We start from the raw sequence: 21821 nt of genomic DNA on the forward strand, positions 1-21821 counted from the left end.
GGCTACGTCTCCAAGAGATATTCGTCGGCATACACCATCAACCATTGAGCCGGGAAGCTGATGTAGGCGGTTCCCTCAGGCACTGGCTTGTCTTCGGCCAGGCGCACTTTCAAAGGGGCGCCGTCGAGGTTCAGGGTCATGATCTTGTAGGTGCCAAGGTCTTCGACGTGTACGACCTGTGCCTGCATCGCCTCATCAAACGGCTCATCCCACACGTGCACGAACTCCGGACGGATGCCGACCTTCAGGGTTTTCCACTCGGACTCGGCAACGCGTTTCTGTTGAGCATCGGAAAGCGGCAAATGAGTCGAGGCGAAACCGACACCGCCTGGCTGCGGCTGAACCTCGATCAGGTTCATCCCCGGACTGCCGATGAAATAGCCGACAAAGGTGTGGCTCGGCCGCTCGAACAGTTCTCGCGGCGTACCGAATTGCACAATCTGCCCGCCGTACATCACCGCGATCTTGTCGGCGAAGGTCGAGGCTTCGAGCTGATCGTGGGTGACGTAGACCATGGTGATGTTGAACTGCTCGTGGATCTGCTTGAGCTTGCGCCGCAATTTCCACTTCAAGTGCGGGTCGATCACGGTCAGCGGCTCATCGAACAGGATCGCCGACACGTCATCGCGCACCAGCCCACGGCCCATGGAGACTTTCTGTTTTTCATCGGCGGTGAGGTTGCGTGCCTTCTTGTACAGCAATGCCTGAAGGTCGAGGACTTCGGCAATTTCCTGCACCTTGCTGTGAATTTTCGCCTCGGCCATGCCCTGATTACGCAGCGGGAAGGCCAGGTTATCGAACACCGTCATGGTGTCGTAGACCACCGGGAACTGGAAAACCTGGGCGATGTTGCGCTTCTCCGGGGTCAGCTCGTTGACCACTTTGCTGTCGAACAGCACCTGGCCCTGAGACGGGCTGAGCAATCCGGAAATGATGTTGAGCAAGGTCGACTTGCCGCAGCCCGAAGGCCCGAGCAAGGCATAGGCACCGCCCTGCTCCCAAACGTGATCCATCTCGCGAATCGCGTAATCCTCGGGGCCGGTCGGCGTGCGGGTGTAACTGTGGGCGAGGTGCTGCAAACGGATTTCAGCCATCAGGCAACCCTCGCGATACGTCGACCGGGCGCCTGGACCAGCCGCCCCTGCGTATCGAAGACAAACAGTTTATGGGTCGGGATATAGATCCGAATTGGCGCATCGACGTCGTATTCGTGAACGCCGGGCAAGTGCAGCACCAGCAGGAAATGCTCGTTGCGCACGTGCAGGAACGTTTCCGATCCGCTGATCTCGGCCACCTCGACGGTCACCGCCAGTTCCAGGTCATCGTCGTTGCTCGGCACCAGCGAAATATGGCTGGGCCGAACGCCAAAGCGGAACTCGCCCTCGCCCACCGGCCGCAAATCGACGTTGAGCGGGAAGTGCACGAAATTGGCGAAGCTGACTTCGTTGCCGGCGATACGCCCCGGCATCAGGTTGATCGGCGGCTCGGAGAACAGCTCCGCCGCCAGCACGGTTTGCGGCTGGTGATAAACCTCGGAAGACTTGCCGCTCTGAATCACCCGGCCTTCGTGAAGAATGGTGGTCGTGCCGCCCAGCGCCAGGGCTTCGTTGGGTTCGGTGGTGGCGTAGATGGCAATGGTGTGGTGAGCCTTGAACAGCTCGCGCATTTCCTGACGCAATTCTTCGCGCAGTTTGTAGTCAAGGTTCACCAGCGGCTCATCGAACAGGATCAGTTCGGCATCCTTGACCAGCGCCCGGGCCATTGCCGTGCGCTGTTGCTGACCACCGGAAAGTTCAAGCGGATGGCGCTGGAGGAATTTCTCGATGCGCAACATCTTCGCGGTTTCCAGCACTTTGCTCTGGATCAGCTCATTGGAAACGCCGCCCTGGCGCAAGGGCGAGGCAATGTTCTCGAACACCGTCATGGTCGGGTAGTTGATGAATTGCTGATAGACCATCGACACATTGCGCAAACGCACCGGGCGCTGGGTGACGTCGACGCCGTTCATCAGGATGCGGCCGCTGTCGGGCTTGTCCAGACCGGCCATCAGGCGCATGAGACTGGTTTTGCCGGACAGCGTGCGCCCGAGCAAAACGTTGAAGGATCCGGCTTCGAAACTCAGGCACGCATCATCGATCCAGGTCTGGCCCTCGACGGTGCGGCTGACGTGCTCCAGGGTTAATGACATGGCTCGGCCTTTTTATTATTGGAGTCAAGCGACCGGAGCTACAGAGCGACATTCGTGCCAGAAATTGCAAGCCGTTGATCCGGCTTGAGAATCCTGCAAATGGAAGAAAAACTGCGTTCGTTGCTGAACAGAAATGAACAACCGCGACTGAACAATTGAACAATCCGGCGGTTGACAATGAACAATAGTGAACAACACTCTACGGACTGTTCGCGCTCCCTGTAGGAGCACGGCTTGCCGGCGATGGCGTCATCGAAATTGCCATCGCCATCGCCGGCAAGCCGTGCTCCTACAGGTCTGTGACGTGAAACATCACGTGAGAATTTCGACGTGGTGGGCAAAACCATAAAAACAATAAAAGCTTGCTCAGAGATCGACTGCCATGGCCGCACCCGCCTTGCCGCTCTCCCACGACGCCATCATCCAGGACTCCTGGTCCCGATGCCGCGCGTTCGGCCTCAATCATCAGAGCGCCCCGGCGTTCGATCAGTTGCCGGCCGAGGGCATTGCGCAATTGCTGGAGAGCCAGCACTCACTGGTGCAAACCACTCACCAGGAAGTCCTGCCGTATTACGAGAACATCCTCAGCAACTCCAACTGCCTGATCATGCTCGCCGACAATCAGGGCCAGGTGCTGACGTCCTGGGGCACCCAGCGTTTTATCGAGCCGAGCCTGACCCGCGGTTTCAGCGCCGGTGCCAGCTGGATGGAGCGTTGCAGCGGCACCAATGCGATCGGCACCGCGCTGGCCTGCGAGCAGGCGGTGCACATCGAGCACGATGAACACTTCCTCAAGGCCAACCGTTTCATGACCGGTTCCGCCGCACCGATTTTCGATGCCGAACGCAAGGTCATCGCGGTGCTGGATGTGTCCAGCGACAGCTACCTGCCGCCGTCCCACACGCTCGGCATGGTCAAGATGATGAGTCAGACCGTGGAAAACCGGCTGATCCTCAACCTGTTCCATGGCCAGCATTTCCAGCTGACCTTCAACACCGGGCTGAACAACCTCGACAGCCAATGGGCCGGGCTGCTGATCTTCGATGAAACCGGCCAGGTGCTGTCGGCCAACCGCAGGGCTGACAATCTGCTGGGCATCAGTCTGTCGCGGGTCAGTGTCGAAAGCCTGTTCAAGGTCTCGCTGCTGGAGTTGTTGAACCAGCCGGACGGCCTGCCCTTCGCCTTGCAAACCTCAGGGCGCAACCGCTTCCAGTGCCTGTTGAAGCGGCCGAAACAGGCAGTGATTCAGGCGCGGCAATTTTCTGAAACAAAGAGCACTGAACTCACGGCGCCAGCAACCGCCGCGATCAGCCTCAATACCCTGCATTTTGGTGACAGCCGCGTGGAAAAAGCCGTGCGCCAGGCCGAGCGGTTGCTGGAAAAAGACATTCCGCTGTTGATCCACGGCGAAACCGGGGTCGGCAAGGAAGTCTTCGTCAAAGCCCTGCATCACGCCAGTTCGCGCAACAAACAACCGTTCATTGCCGTCAACTGTGCAGCGATCCCCGCCGAACTGGTGGAGTCTGAGCTGTTTGGCTACGAGAAAGGTGCGTTCACCGGTGCCAACCAGAAAGGCAGCATCGGGCTGATCCGCAAGGCCGACAAAGGCACCCTGTTCCTTGATGAAATCGGCGATATGCCGTTGCCGACTCAGGCTCGACTGCTGCGAGTGTTGCAGGAGCGTTGCGTGCAACCGGTGGGCAGCAGCGAGCTGTTCCAGGTGGATATACGGATTATTTCGGCAACCAACCGCTCGTTGCGCGAACAGGTTCAGTTGGGGCGGTTTCGTGAGGATTTGTATTACCGGATTGGTGGTTTGACCCTGGAACTGCCACCGTTAAGAGAACGCAGTGATAAAGAGGCCTTGTTCAAACGTCTGTGGGAACAGCACCGCGAACCGAGCCAATGGGCCGGTTTGAGCAGAGAGGTAGTGGAGTTGTTCGGGCGCCATCCGTGGCCGGGGAATTTGCGCCAGGTCAGCAGCGTGATGCAGGTAGCGCTGGCCATGGCCGAGGAACAACCCGTGCGGCCGGAGCACTTGCCGGATGATTTTTTTGTCGATCTGGAGATGGAGCCGGTGGATTCGCCGGAGCCGTTGGCGGTGGATTTGAATGATGCCGAGGAATTGAATCGGCAGTTGCAGGCGGCTGGGGGGAATATTTCGCATCTGGCTCGGCGCCTTGGGGTTAGCCGGAATACCCTTTACAAGCGGTTGCGCCAGTCGGAAAGCTGACTGCTGCGCAGTCAATCGCGGGCAAGCCTTGCTCCTACGGGATTGCGCCGTACACAAGTTCAGCGAACGACGCTATCCCGTAGGAGCAAGGCTTGCCCGCGATGGCGTTAGCCGAGGCACCGCTGCACTTGAGCCCTCCTAAAAAACAAAAACCCGCACAAGGCGGGTTTTGTTTGTAGCAAACGCAGCAATCAGTCAGCCAGACGCCAGGTCGTGCCGCCCTTGCCGTCTTCCAGCACCACGCCCATCGCGGTGAGCTGGTCGCGGATACGGTCGGACTCGGCCCAGTCTTTACCAGCACGAGCCGCCAGACGCGCGGCAATCAGCGCATCAACTTCAGCCGCATCAACCCGCCCTTCGGCGCCGGCCTGCAGGAAGTCATCAGCCTCAAGCTGCAACACACCCAGCACGCTCGCCAATTCTTTCAAACGAGCCGCCAGACCGGCCGCGGCATTGAGATCGCTCTCGCGCAGACGGTTGATCTCGCGGACCATCTCGAACAGCACCGCACAGGCTTCCGGCGTGCCGAAGTCGTCGTTCATCACCTGGGTGAAACGCTCGACAAAGGCTTCGCCGCCAGCAGGCGCCACGCTCGGCAGGCCTTTCAACGCGTGGTAGAAACGCTCGAGTGCGCCCTTGGCGTCCTTGAGGTTGTCTTCCGAGTAGTTGATCGCGCTGCGGTAGTGGCTCGACACCAGCAGGTAACGCACGACTTCCGGGTGGTACTTTTCCAGCACGTCGCGAATGGTGAAGAAGTTGTTCAAGGACTTGGACATCTTCTCGCCATTGATGCGAATCATGCCGCAATGCATCCACGCGTTGGCGTAGGTCTTGCCGGTGGCCGCTTCGCTCTGGGCGATTTCGTTTTCGTGGTGCGGGAACTCGAGGTCGCTGCCGCCGCCATGAATATCGAAGGTCTCACCGAGGCAGCAGGTGGACATCACCGAGCACTCGATGTGCCAGCCCGGACGACCGTCGCCCCAAGGCGATGGCCAGCTTGGCTCGCCCGGCTTGGCGCCCTTCCACAGCACGAAGTCCAGCGGGTCCTGTTTCGACTCGTCGACTTCGATCCGCGCACCGATGCGCAGGTCTTCGATTTTCTTGCGCGACAGCTTGCCGTAGCCCATGAACTTGGCGACGCGGTAGTACACGTCGCCATTGCCCGGGGCGTAGGCGTAACCCTTGTCGATCAGGGTCTGGATCATGGTCTGCATGCCAGCGATGTGATCGGTGGCCCGCGGTTCCATGTCCGGCTTGAGGATATTGAGGCGCGCCTCGTCCTCGTGCATCGCCGTGATCATGCGCTCGGTCAGCACGTCGAACGGCTCGCCGTTCTCCTTGGCCCGATTGATGATCTTGTCTTCAATGTCGGTGATGTTGCGCACATACGTCAGGTTATAACCGCTGAAACGCAACCAGCGGGTCACCAGGTCGAACGCGACCATGCTGCGGCCGTGGCCAATGTGGCAGTAGTCGTACACGGTCATCCCGCAGACGTACATGCGCACATTGTTGCCATCCAGCGGCTTGAAAACTTCTTTGCTCTTGGTGAGCGTGTTGTAGATCGTAAGCACTTTATGTTGCCTATTTATCAAGGCCGGTCAGGCCTGTAATCACTGGCCCCACGAATCACGCAAGGTCACGGTACGGTTGAATACCGGAGCACCTGGTTTCGAGTCCTTGATATCCGCGACGAAGTAACCTTCGCGCTCGAACTGGAAACGGTCTTCCGGCTGTGCATTGCCCAGCGAAGGCTCAGCACGACAACCGGTAAGGACTTGCAGCGAGTCAGGGTTGATGTTGTCCAGGAAACTGGCGCTGTCTTCGGCCTTCTCAGGGTTGGCCGAGCGGAACAGGCGATCGTACAGACGCACTTCGCATTCGACGCTGGCCGCAGCCGGCACCCAGTGAACCACGCCTTTGACCTTGCGGCCTTCAGGGTTTTTGCCCAATGTTTCCGGGTCGTAGGAGCAACGCAGTTCGACGATGTTGCCATCGGCGTCCTTGATCGCTTCGTCGGCACGGATCACGTAGCTGCCGCGCAGACGCACTTCGCCGGCCGGTTCCAGGCGTTTGTAGCCTTTTGGCGGCTCTTCCATGAAATCTTCACGGTCGATGTAGATCTCACGGGCGAACGGCAGGACGCGCACGCCCATGTCTTCTTTCGGGTGGCACGCCAGTTCGAGGTTCTCGACCTGGCCTTCCGGGTAGTTGGTGATCACGACTTTCAGCGGACGCAGCACGCACATGGCACGCGGGGCGCTGTGGTCGAGGTCGTCACGGATGCTGAATTCGAGCATGCCGAAGTCGACCACGCCGTCGGAACGGTTGGTGCCGATCATTTCGCAGAAGTTGCGGATCGATTTCGGCGTGTAACCACGGCGGCGGAAGCCGGACAGCGTGGACATGCGTGGATCGTCCCAGCCATGAACGTGCTTTTCATCGACCAGTTGCTTGAGCTTGCGCTTGCTGGTGATCGTGTAGTTCAGGTTCAGACGGCTGAATTCGTACTGACGCGGTTGCGCCGGCACGGGCAGGTTCTCGAGGAACCACTCGTACAGCGGACGATGGCTTTCGAACTCCAGGGTGCAGATCGAGTGGGTGATGCCTTCGATGGCGTCCGACTGACCGTGGGTGAAGTCGTAGTTCGGGTAGATGCACCACTTGTCGCCGGTCTGGTGGTGGTGAGCGTGACGGATGCGATACATGATCGGGTCGCGCAGGTTCATGTTCGGCGAAGCCATGTCGATCTTGGCCCGCAGCACGCGTGCGCCGTCCTTGAATTCACCGGCCTTCATGCGGGCGAACCAGTCCAGGTTCTCTTCCACGGAGCGATCGCGGAACGGGCTGTTCTTGCCCGGCTCGGTCAGCGTGCCGCGATATTCCCTGGCCTGTTCAGGGCTCAGGTCATCGACGTAGGCCTTGCCGGCCTTGATCAGTTCAACGGCCCAATCGTGCAACTGGTCGAAATACTGCGAGGCGTAGCGCACTTCACCGGACCATTCGAAGCCCAGCCATTTGACGTCGCTTTCGATCGCGTCGATGTATTCCTGGTCTTCCTTGGCCGGGTTGGTGTCGTCGAAACGCAGGTGCGTGACGCCGCCAAATTCCTGGGCCAGGCCGAAGTTCACGCAAATCGACTTGGCGTGACCGATGTGCAGGTAGCCGTTGGGCTCAGGCGGGAAACGGGTGACGATCTGCGTGTGCTTACCCGAGTCCAGGTCCGCCTGGATGATCGGGCGCAGGAAATTGACCGGCACGGCAGGGCCGGTCTTGGAATTCGAGGTAGGGTCGACAGTGGGCTTGCTCATAGGATCCTTGAACGTACAAGTGCGCGGCCAGTTGGCCAAATCAAAGCGGCGGTTAAAACAAAGGGGCTTATCATAGCCGATGCCGTCAAGTCGCTGACAGAGCAGGCCCGAAAACGGCTGCATTTAATCGGATGCAAATGAAAAACAGCCTCGAAATTCGCGCCCGGCACGCTAAACTGCGCACCTTGGCCGAATTTGGCCGGACCGGTTGAGGGCTTCAACGCCCCGAAACCCACGAATTATTAGAATGAGTACCGATCATGACCCAAGTCAAACTGACCACCAACCATGGCGACATCGTCCTGGAACTGAACGCTGAGAAAGCCCCGATCACCGTGGCCAACTTCATCGAGTACGTCAAAGCCGGTCACTACGAAAACACTGTTTTCCACCGCGTCATCGGTAACTTCATGATCCAGGGCGGCGGTTTCGAGCCAGGCATGAAAGAAAAGAAAGACAAGCGCCCAAGCATCCAGAACGAAGCCGACAACGGCCTGCCGAACGAGAAGTACACCGTTGCCATGGCCCGCACCATGGAGCCGCATTCGGCTTCCGCCCAGTTCTTCATCAACGTGGCTGACAACAGCTTCCTGAACCACAGCGCCAAGACCACTCAGGGCTGGGGTTACGCCGTGTTCGCCAAGGTCGTTGAAGGCACCGACGTGGTCGACAAGATCAAAGGTGTTTCCACCACCATGAAGTCCGGCCACCAGGACGTACCAGCAGAAGACGTGATCATCGAGAAAGCCGAGATCATTGAGTGATACTGCTGATTTCAGACTTGCATCTGGAAGAGGAGCGCCCGGACATCAGCCGGGCGTTTCTGGATTTGCTCGCCGGACGCGCCCGCTCGGCGAGTGCGTTGTACATCCTGGGCGACTTTTTCGAGGCGTGGGTTGGCGACGATGCCATGACGCCGTTCCAGCGTTCCATCTGCCAGGCCCTGCGCGAACTCAGCGACAGCGGCACGGCCATTTTTCTGATGCACGGCAATCGCGACTTCATGCTCGGCCAGGCCTTCTGTAAACAGGCCGGTTGTACGTTGCTGAAGGATCCGAGTGTCGTGCAGTTTTACGGTGAGCCGGTGCTATTGATGCACGGCGACAGCCTCTGCACCCGCGACGAAGCCTATATGAAGCTGCGTCGCTATCTGCGTAATCCGGTCACCCTGTTCATCCTGCGGCACTTGCCTTTGCAGACTCGCCATAAACTGGCGCGCAAGTTGCGCAGTGAAAGCCGTGCGCAGACGCGGATGAAGGCCAATGACATTGTTGATGTCACGCCGGAAGAAGTGCCGCGGATCATGCAGGAATATGGCGTGAAGACCTTGATCCATGGGCACACCCATCGCCCGGCCATTCACAAGTTGCAGATTGGCGAGCAGGCGGCCAAACGGATTGTGTTGGGGGATTGGGATCGTCAGGGCTGGGCGTTGCAGGTGGATGAGCAAGGGTTTGCGCTGGCGCCGTTCGACTTCGCCCCGCCGCTGGGTTTATCGAATGGCTGAAAACCACCCCTCACCCTAACCCTCTCCCCAAGGGGCGAGGGGACTGACCGAGGTGTTCTTGGATTTACATCGACCTGAAAAATCGAGTCGAACTCAGGTTTGAAAAGCATGGAGATCGGCTCCCTTTCCCCTCTCCCCCGTGGGGAGAGGGCTGGGGTGAGGGGTCGATCTCAAGCCGTACCCTCAATGCCCTGACGCTGCCGGCCCCGCTTTAGCCGCAAACGGCGGTTTCGCCAGCCACACCAGCACAATCAAGCCCATGAATGCCCAACCCAGCAACGTGAAGTAATCCACGGTGGAGAGCATGTACGCCTGACTGGTCAGCACATGATCCAGCTGCGCATACGCCGGGTTGCTCGCCCCGCCCAGGCTGTTCAACGCCTCGCGGGTCGCCGGCTCATAGGTGCTGATGCTTTCGCTCATGTAGGCGTGGTGCTGATCGGCCCGGCGAATCCAGATCCAGGTCGTCAGCGACGCCGCAAAACTACCGCCCAGTGTCCGCAGGAACGTCGCCAGGCCTGCGCCGTCGGCGATCTGGCTCGGTGGCAGGTCCGACATCAGAATGCTCAAGGTCGGCATGAAGAACAGTGCCACGCCAATCCCCATGAACAGCTGCACTAGGGCGATGTGCTGGAAGTCCACTTCGTTGGTAAACCCGGCACGCATAAAGCAACTCAGGCCAATCGCCAGGAACGCCAGGCCGGCCAGCAGCCGCAGGTCGAACTTGTGCGCGTACTTGCCGACAAACGGCGACATCAGCACCGGCAGAATCCCGATCGGCGCCACCGCCAGCCCCGCCCAGGTCGCCGTGTAACCCATCTGGGTTTGCAGCCATTGCGGCAGAATCAGGTTGATCCCGAAGAACCCAGCGTAACCCAACACCAGCACGATGGTGCCGATGCGGAAGTTGCGGTAAGCGAACAGCCGCAGGTTGACCACCGGGTGCTTGTCGGTCATTTCCCAGATCACGAACACCGCCAGCGCTATCACTGAAATGGCCGCGCCGACGAGGATGAAGTTCGACTCGAACCAATCCAGGTCGTTACCCTTGTCGAGAATCACCTGCAACGCGCCGACGCCAATGATCAGTGTGATCAAACCGACGTAATCCATCGGCTGGTAGCTGGTTTCCACCGGTCGCGCCTTGAGTTGCTGGCGCACCACCATCACCGCGAAAACACCAATGGGCACGTTGATAAAGAAGATCCACGGCCAGCTATAGCTGTCGGTAATCCAGCCGCCAAGGATCGGGCCGGCAATCGGCGCCACCACCGTGACCATCGCCAGCAACGCCAGGGCCATGCCACGCCTGGCCGGCGGATAGACGGCAATCAGCAGCGTTTGAGTCATTGGGTACAGGGGACCTGCCACCAGACCTTGAAGCACCCGAAAGCCAATCAGCTCCGGCATCGAGGTCGAAATACCACAGAGAAACGAGGCCAATACGAACAGAATCGTCGCCCAGAGAAACAGCTTCACCTCGCCGAAGCGCCGGCTGAGCCAACCGGTCAGCGGCAGCGCGATCGCGTTGCTCACGGCGAACGAGGTAATCACCCAAGTGCCCTGCTCCGAACTCACGCCGAGGTTGCCGGAAATCGTCGGCAGCGCCACGTTGGCGATGGTGGTGTCGAGTACTTGCATGAAGGTCGCCAGCGACAGGCCAATGGTGCTGAGCAGCAGGCTGGGCGGCGTGAAAGACGCGTTATTGCTCATCGCGAATCCTTTGAAACCTGATTGGCGCTGCGCCTGTTACAGACGCAGCTTCCTTTGTGGGAGTGAGCCTGCTCGCGATGGCGGATTAACATTCAACATCTTTGTTGATTGATCCACCGCTATCGCGAGCAGGCTCACTCCCACAGGGTCAGTGTGATGACTAATCAGCGTTGAGCGGTTTTGCTGACCGCAGCGCTGTTGTCGTGGATCAACTGAGTGATCATCGCGTCGGCCTCGGCCAACTGACGGTCGTAGACGTTGGTGCTGAACGAGGCCTTTTGCGGCGGCTGTTGCGCCAGCACCGGGCCGCTCTGGTCACGCAGGTTCACATCGACTTGAGTCGACAGGCCGACCCGCAACGGGTGCTTGGCCAGTTCTTCGGCGTTGATGTGAATCCGCACCGGCACCCGCTGGACGATCTTGATCCAGTTACCGGTGGCGTTCTGCGCCGGTAGCAAGGCAAACGCGCTGCCGGTACCGGCGCCGAGGCTGTCGATGGTGCCGCTGAACTTCACGTCGCTGCCGTACAGGTCGGCTTCGATGTCCACAGGCTGCCCGATGCGCATGTCACGCAGCTGGGTTTCCTTGAAGTTGGCGTCGATCCACAGCTGATCCAGCGGAATCACCGCCATCAATGCGGTGCCCGGCTGGACGCGTTGGCCCAGTTGTACCGAGCGCTTGGCCACGTAACCGGTCACCGGCGCGATCAAGGTGCTGCGGGAGTTGTTCAAGTAAGCCTGACGCAGTTGCGCGGCAGCGGACATCACGTCCGGGTGCGACGACACCACCGTGTCATCCACCAAAGCACTGGTGGTTTTCAGTTGCTGTTTGGCGTTGGCCAGGGCGTTTTGCGCCGAGGTCAGGTCGTCGCGAGCGTGAGACAGTTCTTCCTGGGAAATCGCCCCGCCAGCGGCGAGGTTTTTCCGGCGATTGAAGTTGTCCTGAGCCTTTTGCACTTCAGCCTGTTGCGCGTTGACCTGGGCTTTCATGCCGTCGACGTTGCTGTACAAGCCGCGAACCTGACGCACAGTGCGGGCCAGATTGGCCTGGGCACTTTGCAGGCCGACTTCGGCGTCGTTCGGGTCGAAATTGATCAGCACCTGACCTTCATGAACCAGGTCGCCATCGTCGGCACCGATGCTGACCACGGTGCCGGTGACCAACGGAGTGATTTCCACCACATTGCCGTTCACATAGGCGTCGTCGGTGCTTTCGTTCCAGCGCCCGTAGAATTCGTGATAACCCCAGACGCCGACACCGGCGAGGATCACCACGATCGCGAGCACTACCAGCATGACTTTGCGTTTGCGCGAATTGCTGGTGTCTTGTGTGTTGTCAGGGGTTGGTGTTGTTTCGGCAGTGGCCATGACAAATACCTTGAATTAGTTGTTCAGCGTGGCTGGGGTTGCGTTGGCTGCGGTCAGGGTTTCGCTCTGGAAGCCGCCGCCCAGCGCCTGCATCAATTGGATCGACAGGTCGATCTGCTCGGCATTCAGGTTGGCCAGCTGACGCTGGGCCTGGAGCAATTGCTGCTCGATGCTGAGCACGTCCAGGTAATTCCCGATGCCGGAACCGTACCGCTGGACCACGGTGTTGTAAGAATCCCGGGCAATGTCGGTGGCGCGCTGCTGTGTCCCGATCTGCCGGCCGATATCGCGCAACTGGTTGATGGTGTCGCTGACATCACCCAGGGCTTTCACCAGGCTTTTGTTGTACTGCGCCACCGCGAGGTCGTAATCGGCGTCGCGGGAATCGAGGTCGGCGCGCAGGCGGCCACCATCGAAAATCGGCACCGAGATCGTTGGCGCAATGTTGAAGAAGCGGCTGGCTGAACCGAACATCGCATCGCCCAGCAACGACTCGGCACCGGCCGCGGCGCTCAGGTTGAGGTTGGGGTAGAAGCGGGTTTTGCCGGCGTCGATGTTCTTGCTCGCCGCCTCGACCCGCCAACGCGCGGCCACCAGGTCCGGACGTCGACCGAGTAACTCGGCCGGCAGCACCGACGGCAACGCGACGGCGCTGGCCTGGAGGATTTTCGGCCGGGCGATTTCATTGCCGCGATCCGGGCCTTTGCCGAGCAAGACAGCCAAGGCGATTTTCGCGCTTTGCAGGCGTTTCTCGGCGTCGATCAGGCTGGCTTCGGACGTGGCTTCCAGGCTTTCGGTTTGCTGGTACTGGTACTGACTGTCGATCCCAGAGCTCAGGCGACGCTGGCTCAGGTCGAGCATTTGTTGGGTGCGCTTGAGGTCTTCACTGGCCAGGTCGTAGACGATATGTGCCTGACCCAAATCGCTGTAGGCGCGAGCCACGTCGGCGGACAACGTCAGCTGAGCGGCCTGTTGATCGACTTCGGCAGCACGGGCCTGACCCAGCGCAGCTTCCCAGGCATCACGCTGACCGCCCCAGAGGTCGAAGTTGTAATTGAAACTGGCGCTGATGTTGCGCACGGTGGAATAAGTGCCGCCCTGCCCGCTCGGGTCCTGATCCCGGGCCAGACGCGAACGGCTGACGCCGGCGCTGGCATCGAGGGTCGGCATGCGGGCGGCATCCGCTGCATAAGCGGCGGCGCTGGCCTGGTGAGCACGGGCGTCGGCGATTTGCATGTCGGGGCTGTCGTGCAGGGCTTCGCGGATCAAGCCGTCGAGCTGTGGGTCGCCGAGGCTTTTCCACCAGTCGCTTTTCGGCCAGGCCGCGGGCGACAGGGTCACGCCGCTGAGGGATTGTCCGGCCTTGAGGGTTTTCGCATCCAGGCTTTTGCCTTCGGTAGTCAGGCCGCTGTAGCTGGCGCAACCGGCCAGGGTCATGGCCGCCAGCACCAGGCTCAGGCCGGTACGCAGGGTTTTACTGCTCATTTGTCACCTACCCGCAGCAGGGTGATCGAGTCACCGGCCGCCACCAAGATTTTCTTCAGGATCTGTTCCAGGGTCTGCAACTCCTCTGGTGTGATCGCGCCAGCCAGTTCATTCATGGCGTCGGCACCGATCTCCGGCAGGCGGTCAGTCAACTGCTGGCCTTGTTCGGTCAGCACCAGCTGAACCTGACGGCGATCCGCTTCGGAGCGTTGGCGGGCGAGGAAGCCTTTCTGTTCCAGACGATCGAGCATGCGGGTCATCGACCCGCTGTCCAGCGACAGGTGACGGCACAGCTCGGCCGGGGTATCGACGCCGAACTGGGCCATGATGATCAGCACTTTGAACTGCGCGGCGGTGATGCCGTGGGGTTCCATGTGCGTGTCGATGATCCGGTCCTTGAGCAGCGCAGCGCGCCCGAGCAGGAGGCCGAGATGGCACGTGTGGAATTCGTCTGGGGTGAAATGCTTCATCTGACCACCAATTAGCTGCCTAGGCAGAGAATGTATGTCGAGATGTTACTGCCTAGGCAGCGAATGTCAACGTAATAGTTAGGTTGCTTGCTATTTAGTTGATAAATGGCAGCCGTCAGACCGCTATCGCGAGCAGGCTCGCTCCCACAGGTTCGGTGTGATCCCTGTGGGAGTGAGCCTGCTCGCGATGGGAGCGACTCGGTTTTAGAGAGGACGGGGTCTAGAAATCCCGCTTGTAGAAGATGTCCAGCGAACTGGCCACGCCGCCCGCCGCTTCGAGGTAGACCTTCTTGCTCAGCTTGTAACGCAAGGCGATGGTGTTGGCCGGCTCGAACACACCAACCCCATAACGCAGGCTGAGCTTCTCGGAGATATTGCCGCTGGCGACCACGCTGGTGGCGCTGCCGCTACCCTCGGTATCGAGCTGGAAATCCTGAATCCCCAGGTTTTTCGCCAAGCCGCCGGTCACTCCCGAACTGCCCATCAACCCCAACCCGAGCGCGGCCTGGGCGAGCATGTTGTTGTCTTCACCGTTACTGGCCAACGGACGCCCCAGCACCAGATAGGACAAGGCCTGCTCCTGGCTCATCGCCGGCTCGGAGAAGATCTGTGTGGTCGGCTGCTCGGCGCTGCCGCTCAGGCGAATGCCGGCGATCACGTCGTCGGTCTGGCGAATCGCTTCGATGTCCAGATACGGCTGATCGATCGGGCCGGCAAACAGCAAACGCGCCCGGCGCACGGTCAACCGCTGACCGTAGGCGCGATAACGCCCATCGTTGAGCCAGAGCTCGCCGCGGGTGTCCATGTTGTCGCCGATATGCACATGACCTTGCAGGTTGGCGGTCAAGCCAAACCCGGCGAAGCTGAGTTTGTCCTGCCCGACCACCACATCGATGTCCATCGCCATGGCCATCGGGGGTTTGCCCTCTTCGGTCTGCTGGCCAACGATCACCGTGTCATCGGACACCTTGACCGTCGATGGCGGCAACTCGCGCACGGTGATCTCGCCTTTTGGCACCAGCACCTTGCCGGTGATCGCCAGTTTGTCGTCCTTCACCGAAATCTTCAGGTCCGGCGCCATTTCCAGCTTGGCGTAGGGCTCGACGGTGACGGGCAATTGCGTACCTTTGAGCGCCAGATCCACCACCAACGCCTGACCCCAGGCGATGTTGCCGCTCAAGGTGCCCTGCCCGGTCTTGCCGCTTTTCCAGCCGCCGTTCAATTGCACGGTTTCGCCAGCAATCACGGCTTGAAGTTGCAGCGCTTCGAGGTCCATCGGCAGTTCAGGACCGGAAATCTCGCCGTCGCTGAGCAGCAGATTGCCGTTGACCTGCGGCGCCAGCAGCGTACCGGCGAGCGTGCCGCTGCCATTCAAGCGTCCGGTCAGTTTCTCGACCATCGGCACGAATGGCCGCGCCACCGACAGATCCAGACCACTCAGGCGGAACGAGCCGGTCAGTGGTTTGTCCTTCGGCAACGGATTGATTTGCGCCTGGAGCATCAGTTCACCGAGCTTGCCGCCGACAAAATTGAGGTCAGTGTCGATGCGCTTGGGCGTGAGTTTGCTGTTGAGTTTCAGGGTCTGGTACGGGAAGTCCAGCCACTGGTCCTTTTCCTTGATGCGCAACGTGCCGCCGCTGGCATCGACGCTGATCTGGCCGTTCGGGCCGCTGGCCGGCAGGTCCAGTTGCAGGTCGGCGTTGAGCCGGCCCTTCCAGGCGAAATCCTTGGGCAACCACTGCGCCAGGCTGTCGATCGGGAACTGTTTGAGGTGATAACGCAGCTTCGGCTCAGGCATCAGGCGCTGATCCTCACCGCACAGGCTGGCCGGGCCGGACGTCCAGCAGTGGGCGCCAAAATTGATCTTGCCGTCCGCCATCCGCTCCAGCTTCGCCGGACCTTGCAGTTTCCAGTCTTGACCACCGGCCTGGATATCGCCGCTGGCCAGGCGCCCACGCCAATTGCCTTGGTCCAGATTGCCGTCGAGGCCGAGGGCGAGTTTCAGCTTCGGCCCTTGCAGGTCGAGGGTGAGTTTCTGGTTTTTGATATCGCCCTGCCCGCTAGCGGTCAGCGTGCCCAGCGACGTTTCACCGGCCTGAATGCCGCTGCCCTTGAGGTCGATTTTCGCCCGTTGCGCGCTGTCGAGGGTGGCGTCCAGATTCAGGCTTTGCAGGCGATTGTCTTCGAAGGCCAGTTGCGTGCCTTGCAGACCGAGCTTGCCTTGCGGGGCCTTGAGTGTCCCGGCGACATCGACGCGACCATTGAGCTGACCACGCAGTTGCGGCCACAGCTGAGCCAGGCGCGGCAGCTTGATATCGATCTGACCGGCGAGCTTCTGTTGCAGGCTGCCCTTGCCGTTGATGCTGTTGTCGCCGAGGCGAATTTGCAACGCGCTGAGGTTCCATTGCTCGCCACCGCCATCGGCTTTGGCCTGGATCACTGCCGGTTGGCCGCGCAGTTTGCCTTTCAAGTCGAGATCAGCAGTCAGGCTGAGTTTTTCATTCTTCATCTCGCCCTTGCTGCGCAACGGTCCGGCCAGGGTGCCCGGCAACTCCGCGACCCAGTACGCCGGGTTGATCGCCGACAGGTCCAGTGCCGTGTCCCAGGCAATGCCATCGGCGAATTGCAGGTTCAGGTGCCCTTCGGCCTTGCCTTGCCCGGCTTCGAGTTGAATTTGTTGCAGGTAGATTTTCGTCAGGTCGCCGCTGAACGGGCTGGTCAGGCTGAACGCCCCGGCCGGGCCGTCGAGTGCGGCTTTGAAGCTGCCGAGGTATTTGCCGTCGGTGTAAGAGACTTCACCGTTGAAACTGCGCAACGCCACTTCTGGCTCATCGATCAGCGGATAGAGGCTGTGCCACGGGAAATCCAGCCAGTCGATTTTGGCATCGGCGCTCAGGCCTTTGCTCCAGTCGAGTTTGCCGGTGAGTTTGAGGCTTTGCTTGTCGTTGGCCGTGAGGTCCAACCCGGCGATCTGAGCGCCGTTGGCGTCGACCTTGCCTTGCAGCAACAACGCGACGGGTCCTTTTTCACCAGGCAACGTGGCTTTGCCGAGTAACTGGTAACCGTTTTTCAGGTCTCCGTCGCCGGTAAGTTCCAGTTGGTTGAGTTGCAAGGTGTCCGGCAGATCGGCACCAGGCTTGAAGCCGTCAGCGGTGATCCGCACCTTGGCCGGCAGGTTTTCCGCCAGCGGCTGCAGTTCGCCGGTCAGTTGTCCATTGAGGTAACCGCTGCTGTCGGCTTTCAGGTTCAGGGTTTTCAGCAGGTCGCCGTCGACCTTCAGGGCCAGCGTCCAAGGCCCGGTGCCGGGGGCTGGCAGGGTCAGTTTGCCTTCGGCCTTGAGCGGCCAGTTACCGCTGGGTTGCAGCAGGCCTGAAAGATTCAGGCTCAGGTCATCCCTTTGCAAATGAACGGAATCGATCTGCAAACCGTTGGCTGTCCAGTGCGCCGCCAGTTGCAGGCCCTTGAGTTCTTCGCTGCCGTTGAACAGCAGGCTGCCGACCTGGACATCGCCCAGCTCGATGGCCAGGGGCAACTTCAGATCCGGGAGGCTGATCGGCCCGCTGCTTTCTTCTTCCGCGCCGGGCGGGAATTGCAGGCTGACCTGATCGGCTTTCAATTGCTCGATGCACAGGGTCATGCGCGTCAGGCACAGCGGCGACCAGGCGAAAATCACCTTGTTCAGCTCAACCCGACTGCTGTCCTGCTGCCACAGCACATGGTCAGCACTCCACTGTCCGCCCAAACGCCCCTGGAAGTTCTCGACGGTCAAACCCGGCACAAAGCCGAGCGCCCAACGACTGCCCGTCGCCGTGCCAAGCACCGTGGCCACGGTCAAAACGACCAGCATCAGCAGCGCCAGAATCGCTAGCAGCGTTATTTTCAAACCACGATTCACAGCTCAGGCCCCATGGAAAAGTGCAGTCGAATGCCGCCGTCGTCGTCCATCGCATGGGCCAGGTCGAGGCGTATCGGCCCTACCGGCGAGACCCAGCGCACGCCGATACCGACGCCGGTCTTGAGGTCCGGCAGTTCGAGGGTATTGAAGGAGTTGCCCTGATCGATGAAGGTCGCGACCCGCCATTTTTCAGCGATGGAGTACTGATACTCGACGCTGCCGGCGATCATGTAGCGGCCACCGATGCGGTCGCCCTCGGAGTTTTCCGGGGACAGGCTCTGATAGTCGTAACCGCGCACGCTCTGATCGCCACCGGCGAAGAAGCGCAACGACGGCGGTACCGACTTGTAGCCGTTGGTGGCGCTGCCGCCGACCTGCACCCGCCCGAGGAAGCGGTGTTTGTCGAAGACCGTGGTCAAGCCTTTCACCAACGCGGTGCCGTAAATCAGGTTGGTGTCGGAGCCCAAACCCTCCTTGGCCACTTTTGTCTCGAATCCCAGGCGATAACCGTTGTGCGGGTCGATGCGGTTATCACTTTTAAGGTAGGAATAGCTGACGCCAGGCATCAGCAATGTGCTAAGCCCCGAGTCGTCGCCGAGCCTGTATTCCTCGCGCTGCCACTTGAGCGACACCACTCGCTGCCAACCGCTGGGCAGCTTGCTGTGCCACTCGGGGCCGATGGTCAGCAGTTTGCTGAGGGAGTCCTTGTCGGCGATTTCTTCATTCTGATAGCCAGCGGCGAACCGCAATTTGTCGGTCAGCGGCGGGTCCAGGGGAATGTCGTAGAACACACCGACGTTCTGCCGGGGCGCCGAAACTTCGGTCTCCCAGCCATAGCTGTGCCCCTGAGGGTTGACCCAGTGCCGGGTCCAGTTGGCCTTGATCCGTGGGCCGACGTCGGTGGAATAACCCAGCCCGAGACCCATGGTCCGTGGTTTGCGCGTTTCGAGTTTGACGTCCACCGGGATCACGTCGTTCCTGGACGCCGTCGGCGCCGCATCCACCCGCACGCTTTCGAAATAGCCGCTCGATTGCATGGCTTGATTGAGCTCGGCGATCAGTTCGGAGTCATAAGGCGCGCCCGCCTTGAATGGCACCATGCGCAGCAGCAGGTCTTCGTCGAACGGCGTGTCACCTTCGAAACTGACCTTGCCCAGTGAATAGCGCGGGCCGCTGTTGTAGATCAGTTCGATGTCGGCAACGCCGGCTCGCGGGTCGACCAACAATTTCTGGCTGCTGAAATAACCACTGAAAAAGCCATAGCGCGAAGCCTGATTCTGAATCAAGCGCTTGGCGTCTTCGTAATGGCCATGGTTGAGCACTGCGCCGGTTTTGAGCGCATTGCTTTTGGGTACACGGAATGATTTGAGGGAGGCGGCCGGGCCGTCGACGCGAATAGTGACATTGCGCAAATGCACCGGCTCGCCGGGCTCGATGTTCAGCACCAGGCGCGGCGTCTTGCCGCCCTTCACATCCGAGTCGATCTGCGGCTGGTAATAACCCAAGGCCTGGGCGGCCTTGCGCGCCTGTTCTTCGGCGCCACGACTGAAGCGCAGCAAGGCTTCTTCGTCTCGATCGCCGAGGCTGCCGATATAGCCCTCTATATTGGCTTTCAGTTCATCGTTGGACGGTTTGATCCGCACATCCAATTCACTTTGCGCCAGCGCCGCGCAGCTGGTAATCAGCATCAGCACGCCGCTGGTAATTCTTCCTGGAAACTTCATAGGCGCGGATGCTATCACGAGCTTGGGAGCGTGATAGAGCCTGGCGTGCGGTGAAAGTTCTACCCTTATGCCGTTGCTGTTTGTAACACCTGCGGATTGGCGTGGAAAAACACGTGTTCGCGAATCGGTCCTACGGCGACCTCACCGATTTCCTCATAGCCCTGGCGCTTATAGAACTCCAGATAACGAGGATTCCCGGTATCGAGGATGACGCCCTCGGAGTGCTCATCCACCGCGCACCAGTTGTGCACCGCTTGCAGCAATTGTTCGCCAAAGTGTTTGCCCTGGAATTGCGGATGAACCCCCAGCAATGGCAGCAGGTGCACCGAATCGGACGGCACGCAAGCCATCACGGCATCGTGATACTCGAGATAGCGTCGGGTGCAGCGAAACCCGGTGCTGAGCAGCATGCGCAGACGCCAGGCCCAACTCTCGGTGATGCCCAGGCGACGTTGCGGCGGCGCGATCAGCGCGATGCCGATCAACCGGTCGTTGACCAGCAGGCCGATGGCCGGCAAGTCCTGAAGAAAGTGTTGCTTGACCAGTTCGCGCACGGTGGCCCGGACCCGTTGCTCATAACCAGGACGCTCCGCTTCGAACAGGTAGCCGAACGTCGGCTCATGCCGGTAAGCCTGGTACAACAGCGAACGTGCTTCGCGGGAATAGCCGCTGTCGAGCATGTGAATATCGGCGATGACGGTCGAGGTTTCGGGCATAACGGTTGATCTCCCCGGGGCACAGGTCAAATGACTGCGCTCTTCTGATTACGAGCCTATAGCGCTGGCACAGTTCCTTGCTGATCCGAATCAGTGTTGGTTGTGATGCCGCCATCGCGAGCAGGCTCGCTCCCACCAGTTATAGACCAGACTCATAACCTGTGGGAGCGGGCTTGCTCGCGAAGGGGCCATAACTGCCTATACAAAGCTGACGGACAAACACGAATCCCCTCACCCCACACTGGCCCCATTCCTACATGTCAGCTAGCATCGCCCTTTTGCCAGGACTGCCGACCATGAAGATCGTCTCCTTCAACATCAACGGGCTGCGCGCTCGCCCCCATCAGCTGGCGGCGCTGATCGAAAAGCATCAGCCCGATGTGATCGGACTGCAGGAAACCAAGGTTCACGACGACCAATTCCCGCTGGCCGAGGTTCAGGCACTGGGCTATCACGTGTATTTCCACGGTCAAAAAGGTCACTACGGCGTGGCCCTGCTCTCGCGTCAGGAACCAATCGCGCTGCATAAAGGTTTCGCCACCGATGAAGAAGACGCTCAGCGCCGCTTCATCTGGGGCACGTTCGCCGACGCCAATGGCGTGCCGGTGACCATCATGAACGGCTATTTCCCACAGGGCGAAAGCCGCGATCACCCCACCAAGTTCCCGGCCAAGGAACGCTTTTACAGCGATCTGCAACAGTTGCTGGAAAGCCAGTTCAGCAACGATCAGCCGCTGGTGGTGATGGGCGACGTGAACATTTCCCCCGAAGACTGCGACATCGGTATCGGCCCGGACAACATGAAACGCTGGCTGAAAACCGGCAAATGCAGCTTCCTGCCGGAAGAACGCGAGTGGATGGCCCGCTTGAAGAACTGGGGCCTGGTGGACAGCTTCCGCCACTTGAACCCCGAGGTGGCTGACCGTTTCAGCTGGTTCGACTACCGTAGCCGCGGTTTTGAGGATGAGCCCAAGCGTGGGCTGCGGATTGACTTGATCATGGCGTCCCACGGGTTGTTGCCACGGGTGAAGGATGCGGGCGTGGATTACGAATTGCGCGGGATGGAAAAGCCGTCGGATCACGCGCCGATCTGGCTGGAATTGAGCTGATCCCACAACATCTACATAGATCAAATGTGCGAGCAAGCCCGCTCCCACATTTGAAAACTGTCATCTTTCAGAAACCTTACTGACTTATTCTCCCGGCACTTCC

General features: G+C 60.0%; 15 protein-coding genes. 4 read left to right on the forward strand and 11 right to left on the reverse strand.

Annotated features, from left to right (window positions below; genetic code table 11):
* Positions 1-2: 2 nt before the first annotated feature.
* Together PMI27_RS17580 and PMI27_RS17575 are read right to left on the reverse strand one after the other, a co-directional pair.
* Positions 3-1094, reverse strand: coding sequence for an ABC transporter ATP-binding protein (locus PMI27_RS17580; protein WP_008146066.1), 1092 nt, complete (start codon positions 1092-1094; stop codon positions 3-5).
* Positions 1094-2188 (reverse strand): ABC transporter ATP-binding protein, encoded by a 1095-nt coding sequence (locus PMI27_RS17575; protein ID WP_008146067.1) that lies wholly within the window; start codon positions 2186-2188, stop codon positions 1094-1096. The genes PMI27_RS17580 and PMI27_RS17575 overlap by 1 nt, the downstream gene beginning before the upstream one ends.
* A gap of 382 nt (positions 2189-2570) precedes the next feature.
* On the opposite strand from PMI27_RS17575, the gene PMI27_RS17570 reads away from it, so the two are divergent.
* Positions 2571-4421 carry a sigma-54-dependent Fis family transcriptional regulator gene (locus tag PMI27_RS17570; protein ID WP_008146071.1) on the forward strand — a complete coding sequence of 617 codons (1851 nt, stop codon included), beginning with the start codon at positions 2571-2573 and terminating at the stop codon, positions 4419-4421.
* 191 nt (positions 4422-4612) lie between these two features.
* On the opposite strand, the gene cysS is transcribed toward PMI27_RS17570, so the two are convergent.
* Together cysS and PMI27_RS17560 are read right to left on the reverse strand one after the other, a co-directional pair.
* A complete protein-coding gene (gene cysS / locus PMI27_RS17565) occupies positions 4613-5995 on the reverse strand; it encodes a cysteine--tRNA ligase (RefSeq protein WP_008146072.1) in 1383 nt (460 codons plus the stop codon).
* A 39-nt stretch (positions 5996-6034) separates the two neighbouring features.
* Positions 6035-7732, reverse strand: coding sequence for a glutamine--tRNA ligase/YqeY domain fusion protein (locus tag PMI27_RS17560; protein WP_008146075.1), 1698 nt, complete (start codon positions 7730-7732; stop codon positions 6035-6037).
* Positions 7733-7992: 260 nt separating this feature from the next.
* Between PMI27_RS17560 and PMI27_RS17555 the strand changes: the two genes are divergently transcribed.
* On the forward strand, positions 7993-8496 hold the full coding sequence (locus PMI27_RS17555) for a peptidylprolyl isomerase (RefSeq protein ID WP_008146076.1): 504 nt from the start codon (positions 7993-7995) through the stop codon (positions 8494-8496).
* A complete protein-coding gene (gene lpxH / locus PMI27_RS17550; protein ID WP_008146077.1) occupies positions 8493-9239 on the forward strand; it encodes a UDP-2,3-diacylglucosamine diphosphatase in 747 nt (248 codons plus the stop codon). The genes PMI27_RS17555 and lpxH overlap by 4 nt, the downstream gene beginning before the upstream one ends.
* 183 nt (positions 9240-9422) lie before the next feature.
* Here the strand turns inward: lpxH and PMI27_RS17545 are convergent, their stop codons facing one another.
* The 7 genes from PMI27_RS17545 to PMI27_RS17515 all read right to left on the reverse strand — a co-directional run bounded on the left by PMI27_RS17545 (position 9423) and on the right by PMI27_RS17515 (position 20609).
* Positions 9423-10952 (reverse strand): DHA2 family efflux MFS transporter permease subunit, encoded by a 1530-nt coding sequence (locus PMI27_RS17545; protein ID WP_008146079.1) that lies wholly within the window; start codon positions 10950-10952, stop codon positions 9423-9425.
* Between the two features lie 164 nt (positions 10953-11116).
* Entirely contained in the window at positions 11117-12319 is a 1203-nt protein-coding gene (locus PMI27_RS17540; RefSeq protein WP_008146081.1) for an HlyD family secretion protein, read from the reverse strand.
* A 15-nt stretch (positions 12320-12334) separates the two neighbouring features.
* Positions 12335-13804: an efflux transporter outer membrane subunit gene (locus PMI27_RS17535; RefSeq protein ID WP_008146083.1), complete on the reverse strand. Its 1470-nt coding sequence runs from the start codon at positions 13802-13804 to the stop codon at positions 12335-12337.
* A complete protein-coding gene (locus PMI27_RS17530) occupies positions 13801-14274 on the reverse strand; it encodes a MarR family winged helix-turn-helix transcriptional regulator (protein ID WP_008146086.1) in 474 nt (157 codons plus the stop codon). The genes PMI27_RS17535 and PMI27_RS17530 overlap by 4 nt, the downstream gene beginning before the upstream one ends.
* A 220-nt stretch (positions 14275-14494) precedes the next feature.
* On the reverse strand, positions 14495-18169 hold the full coding sequence (locus PMI27_RS17525; RefSeq protein WP_008146088.1) for a translocation/assembly module TamB domain-containing protein: 3675 nt from the start codon (positions 18167-18169) through the stop codon (positions 14495-14497).
* Positions 18166-19893: an autotransporter assembly complex protein TamA gene (locus PMI27_RS17520; RefSeq protein ID WP_008146091.1), complete on the reverse strand. Its 1728-nt coding sequence runs from the start codon at positions 19891-19893 to the stop codon at positions 18166-18168. The genes PMI27_RS17525 and PMI27_RS17520 overlap by 4 nt, the downstream gene beginning before the upstream one ends.
* 65 nt (positions 19894-19958) lie before the next feature.
* On the reverse strand, positions 19959-20609 hold the full coding sequence (locus PMI27_RS17515) for a GNAT family N-acetyltransferase (protein WP_008146093.1): 651 nt from the start codon (positions 20607-20609) through the stop codon (positions 19959-19961).
* Between the two features lie 296 nt (positions 20610-20905).
* Between PMI27_RS17515 and xthA the strand changes: the two genes are divergently transcribed.
* A complete protein-coding gene (gene xthA, locus PMI27_RS17510) occupies positions 20906-21718 on the forward strand; it encodes an exodeoxyribonuclease III (RefSeq protein ID WP_008146095.1) in 813 nt (270 codons plus the stop codon).
* Positions 21719-21821 lie beyond the last annotated feature (103 nt).

This window comes from Pseudomonas sp. GM41(2012) (assembly GCF_000282315.2).
Taxonomy (GTDB): domain Bacteria; phylum Pseudomonadota; class Gammaproteobacteria; order Pseudomonadales; family Pseudomonadaceae; genus Aquipseudomonas.